Origin of the sequence: Streptomyces sp. rh34, assembly GCF_002551245.1 — a bacterium.
GTDB lineage: Bacteria > Actinomycetota > Actinomycetes > Streptomycetales > Streptomycetaceae > Streptomyces.
Window position 1 is genome coordinate 18587 of sequence record NZ_NTGZ01000058.1, and the last position, 13922, is coordinate 32508.

Annotated in this window: 14 protein-coding genes; 12 read left to right on the forward strand and 2 right to left on the reverse strand. The window is 71.2% G+C overall.

Features of this window, described 5'->3' with window-relative positions; translation table 11 throughout:
* Positions 1-207: 207 nt before the first annotated feature.
* The 9 genes from CR470_RS13890 (at position 208) to mutM (ending at position 9513) form a co-directional block, all read left to right on the forward strand.
* Positions 208-1917, forward strand: a complete 1710-nt coding sequence (locus CR470_RS13890) for a DAK2 domain-containing protein (RefSeq protein ID WP_097867901.1) — start codon at positions 208-210, stop codon at positions 1915-1917.
* A gap of 57 nt (positions 1918-1974) precedes the next feature.
* Positions 1975-4197, forward strand: a complete 2223-nt coding sequence (gene recG, locus CR470_RS13895) for an ATP-dependent DNA helicase RecG (RefSeq protein ID WP_179892248.1) — start codon at positions 1975-1977, stop codon at positions 4195-4197.
* Between the two features lie 153 nt (positions 4198-4350).
* A complete protein-coding gene (gene rsmD, locus CR470_RS13900) occupies positions 4351-4935 on the forward strand; it encodes a 16S rRNA (guanine(966)-N(2))-methyltransferase RsmD (RefSeq protein WP_097867903.1) in 585 nt (194 codons plus the stop codon).
* A 26-nt stretch (positions 4936-4961) separates the two neighbouring features.
* Positions 4962-5441 carry a pantetheine-phosphate adenylyltransferase gene (gene coaD, locus CR470_RS13905; RefSeq protein WP_179892251.1) on the forward strand — a complete coding sequence of 160 codons (480 nt, stop codon included), beginning with the start codon at positions 4962-4964 and terminating at the stop codon, positions 5439-5441.
* A gap of 116 nt (positions 5442-5557) precedes the next feature.
* Positions 5558-6658, forward strand: coding sequence for an ATP synthase F0 subunit B (locus CR470_RS13910; protein ID WP_097867905.1), 1101 nt, complete (start codon positions 5558-5560; stop codon positions 6656-6658).
* Positions 6659-6874: 216 nt separating this feature from the next.
* Complete coding sequence (locus CR470_RS13915; protein ID WP_097867906.1) at positions 6875-7489, forward strand: YceD family protein; 615 nt, start codon at positions 6875-6877, stop codon at positions 7487-7489.
* A gap of 2 nt (positions 7490-7491) precedes the next feature.
* Positions 7492-7665 carry a 50S ribosomal protein L32 gene (rpmF, locus tag CR470_RS13920; protein ID WP_003965982.1) on the forward strand — a complete coding sequence of 58 codons (174 nt, stop codon included), beginning with the start codon at positions 7492-7494 and terminating at the stop codon, positions 7663-7665.
* Positions 7666-7684: 19 nt separating this feature from the next.
* Positions 7685-8509 carry a ribonuclease III gene (gene rnc / locus CR470_RS13925; RefSeq protein ID WP_097867907.1) on the forward strand — a complete coding sequence of 275 codons (825 nt, stop codon included), beginning with the start codon at positions 7685-7687 and terminating at the stop codon, positions 8507-8509.
* Positions 8510-8652: 143 nt separating this feature from the next.
* Positions 8653-9513 carry a bifunctional DNA-formamidopyrimidine glycosylase/DNA-(apurinic or apyrimidinic site) lyase gene (gene mutM / locus CR470_RS13930; protein WP_097867908.1) on the forward strand — a complete coding sequence of 287 codons (861 nt, stop codon included), beginning with the start codon at positions 8653-8655 and terminating at the stop codon, positions 9511-9513.
* Here mutM and CR470_RS13935 read toward each other — a convergent pair.
* A complete protein-coding gene (locus CR470_RS13935; RefSeq protein ID WP_097867909.1) occupies positions 9486-9872 on the reverse strand; it encodes a winged helix-turn-helix transcriptional regulator in 387 nt (128 codons plus the stop codon). The genes mutM and CR470_RS13935 overlap by 28 nt on opposite strands.
* A gap of 75 nt (positions 9873-9947) precedes the next feature.
* A complete protein-coding gene (locus CR470_RS13940; RefSeq protein WP_097867910.1) occupies positions 9948-10904 on the reverse strand; it encodes a CAP domain-containing protein in 957 nt (318 codons plus the stop codon).
* A gap of 225 nt (positions 10905-11129) precedes the next feature.
* Between CR470_RS13940 and CR470_RS13945 the strand changes: the two genes are divergently transcribed.
* From CR470_RS13945 to CR470_RS13960, 3 genes are all read left to right on the forward strand, one after another.
* The gene (locus CR470_RS13945; protein WP_026291025.1) at positions 11130-11411 is read left to right on the forward strand and encodes an acylphosphatase; all 282 of its coding nucleotides are present in this window, start codon (positions 11130-11132) and stop codon (positions 11409-11411) included.
* A gap of 437 nt (positions 11412-11848) precedes the next feature.
* Positions 11849-12061: a hypothetical protein gene (locus CR470_RS13955; RefSeq protein ID WP_003965973.1), complete on the forward strand. Its 213-nt coding sequence runs from the start codon at positions 11849-11851 to the stop codon at positions 12059-12061.
* 322 nt (positions 12062-12383) lie between these two features.
* Positions 12384-13922 (forward strand): chromosome segregation SMC family protein (locus tag CR470_RS13960; RefSeq protein WP_179892249.1); only part of this gene is annotated, 1539 nt, incomplete at its 3' end.

The following is a 13922-nucleotide window of genomic DNA, read 5'->3' on the forward strand; positions in this document are numbered from 1 at the left end:
GGAATCATTTGACTGAAGTGGCGGCACCGGAGGAATGGCCCGACTCTCGTCGGGCAACCGGAGCAGCATACAACGCCTGCTTCGGAGATACGAAACTACCACGGGTCGGCCCCCCGCCCCGCCCGCCCCCTGTCCGGACCGGAACCCCGCCAGGCGGGCTAACCTGCGGTGCAGTCCGTTGCCACGGCCGATCGAGGAGGACCATCGGTGCCGCAGCCCCCCGACGATCTGGACGCCGTCGCGGTGCGCACGTGGTGCTCACTGGCCCTGGAGGCCCTGGGCCGGGAGCGCGCGGAGATCGACGCGATCAATGTGTATCCCGTCGCCGACGGGGACACCGGCACCAACCTCTACCTGACCGTCGAGTCCGCCGCCGCGGCCGTCGAAGCGGTGTTCGCCGCGCATGAGACGGGAGCCACCGCGCCCGCCACCGCCGACGCCGTACGCGCCATGGCGCACGGCGCCCTGATCGGCGCTCGCGGGAACTCCGGCACGATCCTGGCCCAGCTGCTGCGCGGCATGGCCGGAGTGCTGGCCGACGGCGGCGACGCGGCTCATCTGCGCCTCGCCCTGGCCCGGGCCGCCGACGTCGCCCGGCAGGCCGTCGCCCACCCCGTCGAGGGCACCGTGCTCACCGTCGCCGCCGCGGCCGCCGAGGCCGCCGCAGGCGAGTCCGCGGACCTGCGCACCGTCGTGCACGCCGCGTACGACGGCGCACTCGCGGCCCTCGCGAGGACGCCCGAGCAGCTCGCCGTCCTCGGCCGGGCGGGCGTGGTCGACGCCGGGGGCCGGGGACTGGTCGCGGTCCTGGGCGCGCTGGTGGAGGCGGTGACCGGGCAGGCTCCGGTACGGGGACACCGCACCGGGCCCGGGAAGGCGCTCGCGCCCGTGGACGGCGGCTCCGTGGTGGGCCTGCCGGTGGGCGGCACCCCGGTGGAGGGAAACGCTCCCGCAGAACCCGCGGGGACGGGGCCGCTCGACTGTCCCGAGGACGGGGGCGCCGGCCCCGCGTTCGAGGTGATCTACCTCCTGGAGGCCCGTGACGAGCAGGTGGCACGGCTGCGCACCCGGCTCGACGGGCTGGGCGACTCCCTGGTCGTGGTGGGCGGCGACGGCCTCTGGCACGTCCATGTGCACGTCGACGACGCCGGGGCCGCCGTGGAGGCGGGCGTCGAGGCCGGGCGGCCGTACCGCATCCGGATCACCCACTTCGCCACCGAGAGCGGCCATGACCTCCGCGTCCAGGCCGAACCCGCGCGGCGCGCCGTCGTCGTCCTGGTCCCCGGCGACGGACTGGCCGGGCTCTGCACCGAGGCCGGCGCCACCACCGTGATCGCCCGCCCCGGCGAACCGCCCGCCAGCGGCGAACTGGTCGACGCCATCCGCCGCGCCCACGCCCGTGAGGTGGTGCTGCTGCCCAACGACGCCGCCCTGCGCCACACCGCGGCCGCCGCCGCCGAGCAGGCCAGGAGCGAGGGGGTCCGGGTCGCCGTCGTCCCCACCCGAGCCGCCGTCCAGGGCATCGCGGCCCTCGCCGTCCACGAGCCCGACCGGGGCTTCGACGAGGACGTGGTCGCCATGACCGCCGCCGCCGGCGCCACCCGCTACGCCGAACTGGCCGTGGCGGAGCGCCAGTCGTGGACCATGGCCGGGATCTGCCAGGCCGGGGACATCCTCGGGCTGATCGACGGCGACGTGGCCGTGATCGGCGCCGACGTCCCGGCCACCGCCCGCACCGTGCTCGACCGGATGCTTGCCGCCGGCGGCGAACTGGTCACCCTCGTCCTCGGCGAGGACGTCCCCGACGCGCTGGCCGACGCGCTGGAGGAGCACGTGCGCGAGGGCTACCTCGCCGTGGACACCGTGGTCTACCGGGGCGGGCGCCAGCGCGCACCCCTGCTGATCGGCGTCGAGTAGCCGGAAATCCGCGGCACGGTCGCGCCCGGCGGACAGCTGTCAGTGCCGTGGTGTGCAATGGATCGCGTGTCCTCGTTCGATGAACCCCTCAAGAAGCTGCTCGGCGGAGCCACCGCGAAGGTGATGGCCGAACACCTCGACCTGCACACGGTCGGTGATCTGCTGCACCACTACCCGCGGCGGTACGAGGAGCGCGGCAAGCTGACCGCGCTGGCCGACCTCCCGCTGGACGAGCACGTCACGGTCGTCGCCCAGGTCGCCGACGCCCGGATCCTGATGTTCAACAACGGCCGGGGCAAACGCCTGGAGGTCACCCTGACCGACGGCAGCGGCCGCCTCCAGCTGGTCTTCTTCGGCCACGGCGTCCACAAGCCGCACAAGGAGCTGCTCCCGGGCCGCCAGGCGATGTTCGCGGGCAAGGTCTCCGTCTTCAACCGCAAGATGCAGCTGGCCCACCCCACGTACCAACTGCTCGACGCCTCCGACGCCGACGAGACGACCGAGGCCGTGGACGCCTTCGCCGGACGGCTGCTGCCGATCTACCCCGCCTGCAAGCAGCTCGACTCCTGGCGGATCGCCAAGGCCGTCGACGCCGTACTGCCCAGCGCGCGGGACGCGGTGGACCCGCTGCCCGCCTCCCTGCGCGAGGGCCGGGGCTTCACCCCGCTGCCCGAGGCCCTGCTGAAGGCGCACCGACCGCAGACGATGGCGGACGTCGACGACGCCCGGGCCCGGCTCAAGTGGGACGAGGCGTTCGTCCTCCAGGTCGCCCTGGCCCGCCGCCGGTACGCCGACACCCAGCTCCCCGCTGTCGCCCGCCGCCCCGTCGCGGACGGCCTGCTGGACGCCTTCGACGCCAAGCTGCCCTTCACCCTCACCGAGGGCCAGGAGAAGGTCAGCAAGGAGATCTTCGACGACCTGGCCACCGCGCACCCCATGCACCGCCTCCTCCAGGGAGAGGTGGGTTCGGGCAAGACGATGGTGGCCCTGCGCGCCATGCTCACCGTGGTCGACGCCGGCGGCCAGGCCGCGATGCTCGCCCCCACCGAGGTCCTCGCCCAGCAGCACCACCGATCGATCACCGAGATGATGGGCGAGCTGGCCGAGGGCGGCATGCTGGGCGGCTCCGACCGGGGGACCAAGGTCGTCCTGCTCACCGGCTCCATGGGGATGGCGGCCCGCCGTCAGGCCCTGCTCGACCTGGTCACCGGCGAGGCGGGCATCGTCATCGGCACCCACGCCCTCATCGAGGACAAGGTCCAGTTCCACGACCTCGGCCTCGTCGTGGTCGACGAGCAGCACCGCTTCGGCGTGGAACAGCGCGACGCCCTCCGTTCGAAGGGCAAGCAGCCGCCCCACCTCCTCGTCATGACCGCCACCCCCATCCCCCGTACGGTCGCGATGACGGTCTTCGGCGACCTGGAGACCTCCGTCCTGGACCAGCTCCCGGCCGGCCGCTCCCCGATCGCCAGCCATGTCGTCCCCGCCAAGGACAAGCCGCACTTCCTCGCCCGCGCCTGGGAACGCGTCCGCGAGGAGGTCGAGAACGGCCACCAGGCGTACGTGGTCTGCCCCCGCATCGGCGACGACGCGGAAGAGGCGGAGGGGAAGGGCGGGAAGAAGGGGAAGGCCAAGAAGCAGGCCGCCGACGAGGACCCCGAGAAGCGGCCGCCGCTCGCCGTGCTGGAGATCGCCGACGAGCTGCGCAAGGGCGCGCTGGCCGGGCTGAGCGTCGAGGTGCTGCACGGGCGGATGCACCCCGACGAGAAGGACGACGTCATGCGCCGGTTCGCCGCCGGGGACGTCGACGTCCTGGTCGCCACCACCGTCATCGAGGTCGGGGTCAACGTCCCCAACGCCACCGCCATGGTGATCATGGACGCCGACCGCTTCGGCGTCTCCCAGCTCCACCAGCTCCGCGGCCGCGTCGGCCGGGGCTCCGCCCCCGGGCTCTGCCTGCTGGTCAGCGAGGCCCACGAGGCGAGCCCCGCCCGCGCCCGGCTCTCCGCCGTCGCCGCCACCCTGGACGGCTTCGAGCTCTCCCGCATCGACCTGGAGCAGCGCCGCGAAGGCGATGTCCTGGGCCAGGCCCAGTCCGGGGTGCGCTCCTCGCTGCGGATGCTCACCGTCATCGACGACGAGGAGGTGATCGCCGCCGCCCGCGAGGAGGCCGTCGCGGTCGTCGCCGCCGACCCCGAGCTGGAGCACCTGCCGGAGCTGCGCACGGTGCTGGCCGCCCTCCTGGACAAGGACCGCGAGGAGTATCTCGACAAGGGGTGAGGGCCCACGGACAGGGGAGAGGCGAGAGGGAGAGGCGGACGGGCCGGTGGAAGCGGTACGCCATATCGTGGACGCACGCTACGCGCACAGCGCGCGTAGCGACCGCCGACGGCCCGTGCGCCGTACGCCCCCGACCCCGAGGACCCCACACCCATGACCCGCGTGATCGCCGGCTCGGCCGGCGGACGCCGCCTGGCCGTACCGCCCGGCACCGGCACCCGCCCCACCTCCGACCGTGCGCGGGAGGGCCTCTTCTCCACCTGGGAAGCGCTGCTCGGCACCCTGGAAGGGGCCAGGGTCGCCGATCTGTACGCCGGATCCGGCGCCGTCGGCCTCGAAGCGCTTTCCCGCGGCGCGGCCCATGCCCTGCTCGTCGAGGCCGACCCGAAGGCGGTCCGCACCGTCCGCGACAACGTCCGCACCCTCGGCCTCCCCGGTGCCGAGGTCCGCACCGGCAAAGCCGAGCAGATCGTGACAGGACCGGCGCCCGCCGACCCGTACGACATCGTCTTCCTGGACCCGCCGTACGCGGTCACCGACGACGATCTTCGCGAGATCCTGCTCACACTCCGTGCTCAGGGGTGGCTCACGGCCGATGTCCTCGTCACCGTGGAACGCAGCACCCGGGGCGGAGAATTCGGCTGGCCCGCCGGATTCGAGCCACTGCGGTCCCGTCGATACGGCGAGGGAACGCTTTGGTACGGTCGCGCCGCCGCTACGTGCGAAGACGCACGATGACCGGACCGGAGAGCGAGGGAATCACAGTGCGCCGCGCCGTCTGTCCGGGGTCGTTCGACCCCATCACCAACGGACATCTCGACATCATTGGCCGAGCCTCGAAGCTGTACGACGTGGTGCACGTGGCGGTGATGATCAACCAGTCCAAGAAGGGGCTGTTCACCGTGGACGAGCGGATCGAGCTGATCCGCGAGGTCACCGCCGACTTCGGCAACGTCGAGGTGGAGTCCTTCCACGGCCTGCTGGTCGACTTCTGCAAGCAGCGGGAGATCCCGGCGATCGTGAAGGGCCTGCGGGCCGTCAGCGACTTCGACTACGAGTTGCAGATGGCCCAGATGAACAACGGCCTCTCCGGTGTCGAGACGCTCTTCGTGCCGACCAATCCGACGTACAGCTTCCTGTCGTCCTCGCTGGTCAAGGAGGTGGCGACCTGGGGCGGCGATGTCTCCCACCTGCTGCCGCCGACCGTCCACGAGGCACTCGTGGAGCGCCTGGGGCAACGCTGAGGCGCTGACGGCCCGTCACCAGGTGTCGGGCGGCGGCCGACTGGCCTTACAGTCGTGCCGTCCGTCTCCAACGGAGCAGCAGCTTCAACAGAGCAGCAGAGAGTGGCGAGCACACGGTGGACGTGCAGAAGAAGCTCGACGAGATCGTCGAAGCGGTCGGGAGCGCCCGATCCATGCCCATGTCGGCCTCGTGCGTGGTCAACCGCGCCGAGCTGCTCGCCATGCTCGAAGAGGTGCGCCAGGCGCTGCCCGGCTCCCTCGCCCAGGCGCAGGAGCTGATCGGCGGCCAGGAGCAGCTCGCCGTGCAGGCCCGGCAGGAGGCCGAGCGGATCATCGAGTCCGCCCACGCCCAGCGCGCCTCGCTGATCTCCGAGACCGAGATCGCCCGCCAGTCGCAGAGCGAGGCCGACCGGATCCTGTCCGAGGCCCGCCGTGAGGCCGAGGAGGTCCGGGCCGAGGCCGACGACTACGTCGACAGCAAGCTCGCCAACTTCGAGGTGGTCCTCACCAAGACCATCGGTTCCGTGGACCGGGGGCGCGAGAAGCTCCTCGGCCGCGGTCAGGGCCTGGACGAGCAGGGCTATCAGGATCCCGACTTCGCCGAGGCCCCCGAGCGCAGCGCCGACCCGGAGACCCTGCGGCAGCGGGCCGACGCCTACGTCGACGCCAAGTTCGGCGCCTTCGAGGCCGTTCTCGCGGGGACCCTGGAGGCGGTCGGCCGGGGCCGCCAGAAGCTGCACGGCCGGGTCGCCAGCGACGACCTCGGCGCGCACATGGCCGCCCAGGACGCCGCGGGCGGCCAGGGGCACACCAGCGACGCCGACTACCTGGCCGGCCTCGCCGAGCTCGCCCCGGAACCGCGGCAGGCGTCCCAGCCGTCCCCACCGCCCCAGCCGTCGCAGTACCCCGCGCCGCCGCAGGGTGAGCCGAGCTACGCGCAGGCGGCGTACGGCTACCAGGAGCAGCCGCTCCAGCAGGGCGTCCAGGACGCGTACGGCTACCAGCAGCAGCCCGACCCGTACGCGGCGTACCAGCAGCAGGGGAGCTACGACCCGAACGGGTACCCGCCCCAGCCGGGGACCCAGCCGGACTACGGCTGGCCGCAGCAGGCCCAGGCGCCCGACCAGCAGGGCGGGGGCGCGCTGGACGAGACCAGTCTCTTCGACACCAGCATGATCGACCTGGAGCAGCTGCGCCGGTACGAGCAGGGCCGCTGAGCTCGGGCGGGCCGCCCCGATTGGGTGCTGAGCGGTCCGTCCAGTATCCTGAATCCTCGGTCGCACATAGGTCCGCGATCTCGGCTGCCCGTTTCGTCCACGGAACGGAGACGGTTCGTCCCCGGACCGTAGACGACCCTCCCTTCGCAGTACGACACCCATGATTCGAAAGCAGGAAAAGCCCTGAACGGCCACCTCGACCACCGCAATCCTCTCGTGTTCGATACGCACGAGCTGGGTCGGCGTCCCGGTGCCCTGAAGCGGCTGACCCGCTCGGTGGACGCACCCGGTTCACCGGTCCTGGGCATCGACGGCGTCATCGGCGTGCCGGAAGGCGCACCCGTGGAGCTGGACCTCCGTCTCGAATCGGTCATGGAAGGGGTGCTTGTCACAGGCACCGCCCGTGCAACCGCCGAGGGGGAGTGCGTAAGGTGTCTGGAGCCGCTGACCGTAGAGGTCGACGCGGATTTCCAGGAAATGTTCTCGTACCCTGACGCCGATGACCGGGGCCGCAGCAGTGCGGCGGAACCGGCCGACGACGCCGAGGACGACGAGGACAGGTACTTCCTCGAGGACGGCTTGTTCGACCTCGAGTCAATGCTGCGTGACGCGGTAGTGCTCGCACTGCCCATGCAGCCGGTGTGCAAGGAGACCTGCGCCGGTCTGTGTTCCGAATGCGGAATCAGGCTGGACGAGAATCCGGACCACCACCACGACGCCGTCGACATTCGTTGGGCGGCACTGCAAGGACTCGCCGAGACCGTTCAGGACGGCGAGAAGGACAACATGGGCGGCGCCGAACCGGGCGTCGACGAGAAGCAGGAGAAGTAGCCGTGGCTGTTCCGAAGCGGAAGATGTCGCGCAGCAACACGCGCCACCGCCGGTCGCAGTGGAAGGCTGCGGTCCCCACCCTGGTTTCGTGCGAGCGTTGCCAGGAGCCCAAGCTCCAGCACATTGCGTGCCCGAGCTGCGGCACCTACAACAAGCGCCAGGTCCTCGAGGTCTGAGCGGCTGGTGAGAGGCCCGATGTCTGAGTTGTCCAGCGCCAAGAAGCAGGCAGACAACGTCAACACAGCCTCGTCCCACACGCTTCTGGAAGGGCGGCTCGGGTATCACCTCGAGTCCGCCCTTCTGGTGCGCGCGCTGACCCACCGTTCGTACGCATACGAGAACGGCGGTCTGCCCACCAACGAGCGGCTCGAATTCCTCGGGGATTCGGTGCTCGGCCTGGTGGTCACGGACACGCTGTACCGCACCCACCCCGACCTGCCCGAAGGCCAGCTGGCCAAGTTGCGGGCCGCGGTGGTCAACTCGCGTGCGCTTGCGGAAGTGGGCCGCGGCCTAGAACTCGGCTCCTTCATCCGGCTCGGCCGCGGTGAAGAGGGCACGGGTGGCCGGGACAAGGCTTCCATCCTCGCCGACACACTGGAAGCAGTGATCGGCGCGGTCTATCTCGACCAGGGCCTCAGCGCGGCCTCGGAGCTGGTCCACCGGCTCTTCGACCCGCTGATCGACAGGTCCTCGAACCTCGGTGCCGGCCTGGACTGGAAGACCAGTCTCCAGGAGCTCACCGCGAGCGAGAGCCTCGGAGTCCCCGAGTACCTCGTCACGGAGACCGGTCCGGATCACGAGAAGACCTTCACTGCTGCCGCTCGCGTCGGTGGTGTCTCGTACGGCACCGGCACCGGCCGTAGCAAGAAGGAAGCGGAGCAGCAGGCGGCCGAGTCCGCCTGGCGTGAGATCAGCGCCGCCGCTGAGGCACGGCAGGCCGCGGAGAAGTCCGCGTCCGACGGAGGGGCCGCCGACACCCCTGCCGAGCCGTCGCCGAGCACGGACGCCGCTCCGGCCTGAAGCGAAACGGGAACCCCCTCGGTGCCATGCGCGCCGGGGGGTTTTCCCTGTCCCGGGGGCCCCCGCGCCCGGTTTCCCCGTACGTCCCGGGGAGCCGGTCCCGCGCTCCCGTACTACCGTCGTCGTGTCTGGAGTAGTGCATCGTGCCTGAGCTGCCCGAGGTCGAAGTCGTCCGCCGTGGCCTCGAACGCTGGGTCAGCGGCCGGACCGTCAGCGAGGTCGAGGTCCTGCACCCGCGCTCGGTCCGTCGGCACCTCGCGGGCGGCGTCGACTTCGCCGCCCGGCTGCGCGGCGTCCGCTTCGGGGCGGCGATGCGCCGCGGCAAGTACCTCTGGGTGCCGATCGACGAGGCCTCCGCCTCGCTGCTGGGACACCTCGGCATGAGCGGACAACTGCTGGTGCGGCCGGCGGACGCGCCCGACGAGAAGCACCTGCGGATCCGGATGCGGTTCGACGACGGGCTCGGCACCGAACTGCGCTTCGTCGACCAGCGCACCTTCGGCGGGCTCTCGCTGCACGACAACACCCCTGACGGCCTGCCGGACACCATCGCGCACATCGCCCGGGATCCCCTCGACCCGCTCTTCGACGACGCCGCGTTCCACACCGCGCTGCGGCTGCGCCGTACGACGGTCAAGCGCGCCCTGCTCGACCAGTCGCTGATCAGCGGTGTCGGCAACATCTACGCGGACGAGGCGCTCTGGCGCGCCAAGCTGCACTACGACCGGCCGACCGCGACCCTGACCCGCCCCAGGTCCGCCGAGTTGCTCGGCCACGCCCGCGACGTCATGAACGCGGCGCTCGCCCAGGGCGGCACCAGCTTCGACAGCCTGTACGTCAACGTGAACGGCGAGTCCGGCTACTTCGACCGGTCGCTCGACGCGTACGGCCGGGAGGGCGAGCCCTGCCACCGGTGCGGCACCCCGATACGCCGCCGCGCCTGGATGAACCGCTCCAGCTACTACTGCCCGCGCTGTCAGCGGCCACCGCGCGCCTCGTCGTAACGCGTGCGGGCGGCCAGCACGTCGTCCATCCGCCCCTCGACGAACCGGATCAGCCCGAGGAGCTTCTCCGTGACCTCGCGGCCGAACGGCGTGAGTTCGTAGTCCACCCGGGGCGGGTTGACCGGCTGGGCCTCTCGCAGGACGAGCCCGTCCCGCTCCAGGGCGTGCAGAGTCTGGGCGAGCATTTTCTCGCTCACCCCGTCGACCCGGCGGCGCAGCTCGTTGAACCGGAGGCTTCCCTCGTACAGGGCGCCGAGCGTCAGGCTGCCCCAGCGCCCGGTGGCGTGCTCCAGCGTGGAGCGCGAGGGGCACTCCCGGGAGAAGACGTCGAACGCGAGACGGTCCGTATCACTGGCCATGCCAAAAGCTTACTCCCGCACAGTGCTCACCCCGAGGGAGCGCTGTGCGGGAGCAAGTGGATCGCGGAGGTGGGGTCAGAAGCCGAAGTTCTGGACCCACCAGGGGCCGCCGGAGCCCTCGTGGACGCCGATGCCGATGGTCTTGTAGTCACAGTTGAGAATGTTCGCCCGGTGGCCCTCGCTGTTCATCCAGGCCTCCATCACGGCCTGGGCGTCCCCCTGACCGCGGGCGATGTTCTCCGCGCCGAGCCCCTGCACGCCGGCCTGCGCGGCCCGGTCCCAGGGAGTGTCGCCGTCCGGGTCCGTGTGGTCGAAGAAGCCGCGGGCCGCCATGTCCTCGCCGAAGTTCTGGGCGAGCGTGGTCAGCGGGGCGCTCGTGGTCAGCGGGGAGCAGCCGACCTTCGCGCGCTCCTGGTTCACCAGCGCCAGAACCTCGGTGCGTGCGGAGGCGTCGGTGGGGGAGGGGCTCGGCTTCTTGCTGGGCGGCGGGGCGGAGGAGGTCTTCGGCGGGGCCGGGGCCTTGCTCGCCGGGGCGGTGCTCTTCTCCGGGGCCTTCGGGGCCGAGGCGGGCGCCTTCGACTTCTCGGTCGGGGTGGCGGCCGGCTTCTTCGACGTGGAGGGGGCGGCCGACTTCGACGGCGTCTTCGAGGGCGAGGCCGAGGGCGTCTCGGACGGTGTCTTCGACGGCGCCTTGCTCGGCGCCTCCGGACGCTCGGAGCCCCGGCTGGTCGGAGAGGCGGACCGGTCGGCCGGCGCGGTGGAGCTGCCGCCCTGCGTCAGCAGGTCCGGAGCGCCGCCGGAGCGCACCTGGTCGGCGGCGGTGGTGTTGCCGGAGGTGTAGGTGTCGCCGCCGGGAATCAGACCCGAGGCGACGGCGACCGCGCCGACGGCCACGGCCGCCGAGACGCCGAGGAGCCCGGTGCGGATCGGCACGGCGGACTTCTTCCGGCGTGTGCCCCGGCCTCGGGAAGCGGCCCCGGCCGCGGGTTCTTCAGCGGCGGGGCCTGCGGCGGATCGTCGGTGGCGTCCCATGCGCTGTGCCTTCCTGCTACTCCGGACGCCGTTGCGACGTCGCTCGACTGCCCCGTTGATCGAATTCGGTGACGCGGAGCGAATGCCGCTTGATCGACTTTCCGTCGACACCCGTCACCTGTCCGATACTCACCCGATCGAGTGAGGCTGTTCCGACGGGACTGTAGCCCATGGGCGAAAGGGGGCGACGTGCTTCACGAGCAATGGGCCGGTTAGCGTTCGGGCATGAACGAAGAAGCGCGCCTCGTCGTCTGGGTACGCGGCCGAGTACAGCAAGTAGGCTTCCGCTGGTTCACCAGGGCAAATGCTTTGGAGATCGGCGGTCTCATCGGGTTCGCCCTCAATCTCGACGACGGCAGGGTGCAGATCGTGGCCGAAGGGCCGCGTGAGAATTGCCACCGCCTGCTGGACTGGCTGCGGTCCGACGACACACCCGGGCGCGTGGACGGAGTCACTGAGATCTGGGACACCCCGCGCGGTGGATACGACGGATTCGCCATCCGCTGATCCCGTCCCGCGCGGACCGTCGGACCCGCTCGGTGAATGCCGTGCGCCGTACGGTCACCGGAACGCCCGCTCGGGCCCCGCACCTGAAATGACCTGCGGCGGGACCGGACGGCGGCCGATGGTTGCCAGATGCGCGATGTCGTGCAAGGCTGCGGAATTGACGAAGATCCGCACACCCCTCGGGGTCCCGCAGGAGAGCCGCGCCGGATGATCGTCCGGCAGCGCGCCCCCGGGACGCCCGGGTACACAGGGTGTGATCGTGTTGACCGTCAAACTTTTTGGTGAGACGCTGAAAACCCCGCGCACCTTAGCTGTTCGGTAGAGCTGATTAGCAGCAGAACCGCAGTGGTGACAGAGCCCTGCCGAGCACCGCGGGTGCGATCCCCTGACGACCCACACCGCATCGGTCGGTCACTCATTGTGGAGGACCATCCATCATGGCAAAGGCGCTTCTCGGTTACGTCGGCGGTTCCGACCCGCGACTTCTCGCCGAGATGCGACGGCTCCAGCAGCGCGTCCAGGACCTGGAATCCGAGCTCAACCGGATCCAGGACGAGAACGACGCGCTCAACGCCGCCGCTCAGCACCAGGAGTCGCTGCTCGACAGCATCGACATCGACGTACCCCAGGGCGAGCCTGCGCTGACCTGACCACCAGGGCCCCCTCGGGCCGGTCGGGCCGGGCACGCTCAGTAGCCTCGGAATATCTCTGATTCGTTCTGCGTCACGGATCGCCGTCCCCGAACACCGGGGTCCCCGCATCGGTGGGGACGTCGTTGTCCGGTCGTTCTGCGATGCACGGCGCAGGACCGCAGCTGGATGCACGGAGACACCAGCAAGATTCACAGGGACGCTTCGGCGTCCCTTTTTCTTTGCCCGACCCCCACCCCGGACGTACCGGCCTTCGCTTACCGTCTGATGTGCCCTGCACCTTCATCAGCGAAACCGAGAGCGAAAGGTAGAGTCCGGCGGCGTGCACCTCAAGGCCCTGACCCTGCGTGGTTTCAAATCGTTCGCGTCCGCCACCACCCTGCGGTTCGAACCGGGGATCACCTGCGTCGTCGGTCCCAATGGATCCGGCAAATCCAATGTGGTGGACGCGCTCTCCTGGGTCATGGGGGAACAGGGAGCCAAATCCCTGCGCGGCGGCAAGATGGAAGACGTGATCTTCGCCGGGACGACCGGGCGGCCCCCGCTCGGGCGCGCCGAAGTGTCGCTGACCATCGACAATTCCGATGGCGCATTGCCCATCGAGTACGCCGAAGTGACGATCACTCGGATCATGTTCCGCAATGGCGGCAGCGAATACCAGATCAATGGCGACACCTGCCGGCTGCTCGACATCCAGGAACTTCTCTCCGACTCCGGTATCGGCCGCGAGATGCACGTCATCGTCGGGCAGGGCCAGTTGGACTCCGTGCTGCACGCCGACCCGATGGGCCGCCGGGCCTTCATCGAGGAGGCCGCGGGCGTCCTCAAGCACCGCAAGCGGAAAGAGAAGGCGCTGCGGAAACTAGACGCGATGGGCGCCAACCTGGCCCGGGTCCAGGACCTCACCGACGAACTGCGCCGCCAGCTCAAGCCGCTCGGCCGGCAGGCCGCCGTCGCCCGCCGGGCCGCCGTCATCCAGGCCGACCTGCGCGACGCCCGGCTCAGGCTCCTCGCGGACGACCTGGTGACCCTGCGGGACGCGCTGCGCGACGAGATCGCCGACGAGGCGGAGCTGAAGAAGCGCAAGGACGCGGCCGAGGCCGAGCTGAGCACGGCGCTCGCCCGCGAGGCCGAGCTGGAGGGCGAGGTGCGGCGGCTCGCGCCCCGGCTCCAGCGCGCCCAGCAGACCTGGTACGAGCTGTCGCAGCTGGCCGAGCGGGTCCGCGGCACGATCTCGCTGGCCGACGCCCGGGTGCGCAGCGCCTCCGAGGCGCCCGCCGAGGAGCGTCGGGGCCGCGACCCCGAGGACCTGGAGCGCGAGGCCGCCCGCATCCGCGAGCAGGAGGCGGAGCTGACGGCGGCCCTGGAGGCGGCCGAGCACGCGCTGGAGGACACCGTCGCCCACCGCGCCGACCTGGAACGCGAGCTGGCCGCCGAGGAACGCCGGCTCAAGGACGCGGCCCGTGCCATCGCGGACCGGCGCGAAGGGCTCGCCCGGCTGAACGGCCAGGTGAACGCGGCCCGCGGCCGGGCCGGTTCGGCGCAGGCCGAGATCGACCGGCTGGCCGCCGCGCGCGACGAGGCGCAGGAGCGCGCGGTGAGCGCCCAGGAGGAGTACGAGCAGCTCAAGGCCGAGGTCGAGGGGCTGGACGGCGCCGACGAGGAGCTGGCCGTCCGCCACGAGGAGGCCAAGCAGGCGCTCGTCGAGGCCCGGGCCGCCCACAGCACGGCGCGCGACGAGGCGACCGCCACCGAGCGCAGGCGGGCGGCGGTCGCGGCCCGGCACGAGGCGCTGGCCCTGGGGCTGCGCCGCAAGGACGGTACGGGCGCGCTGCTCGGGGCCTGTCTCTTATACACATCT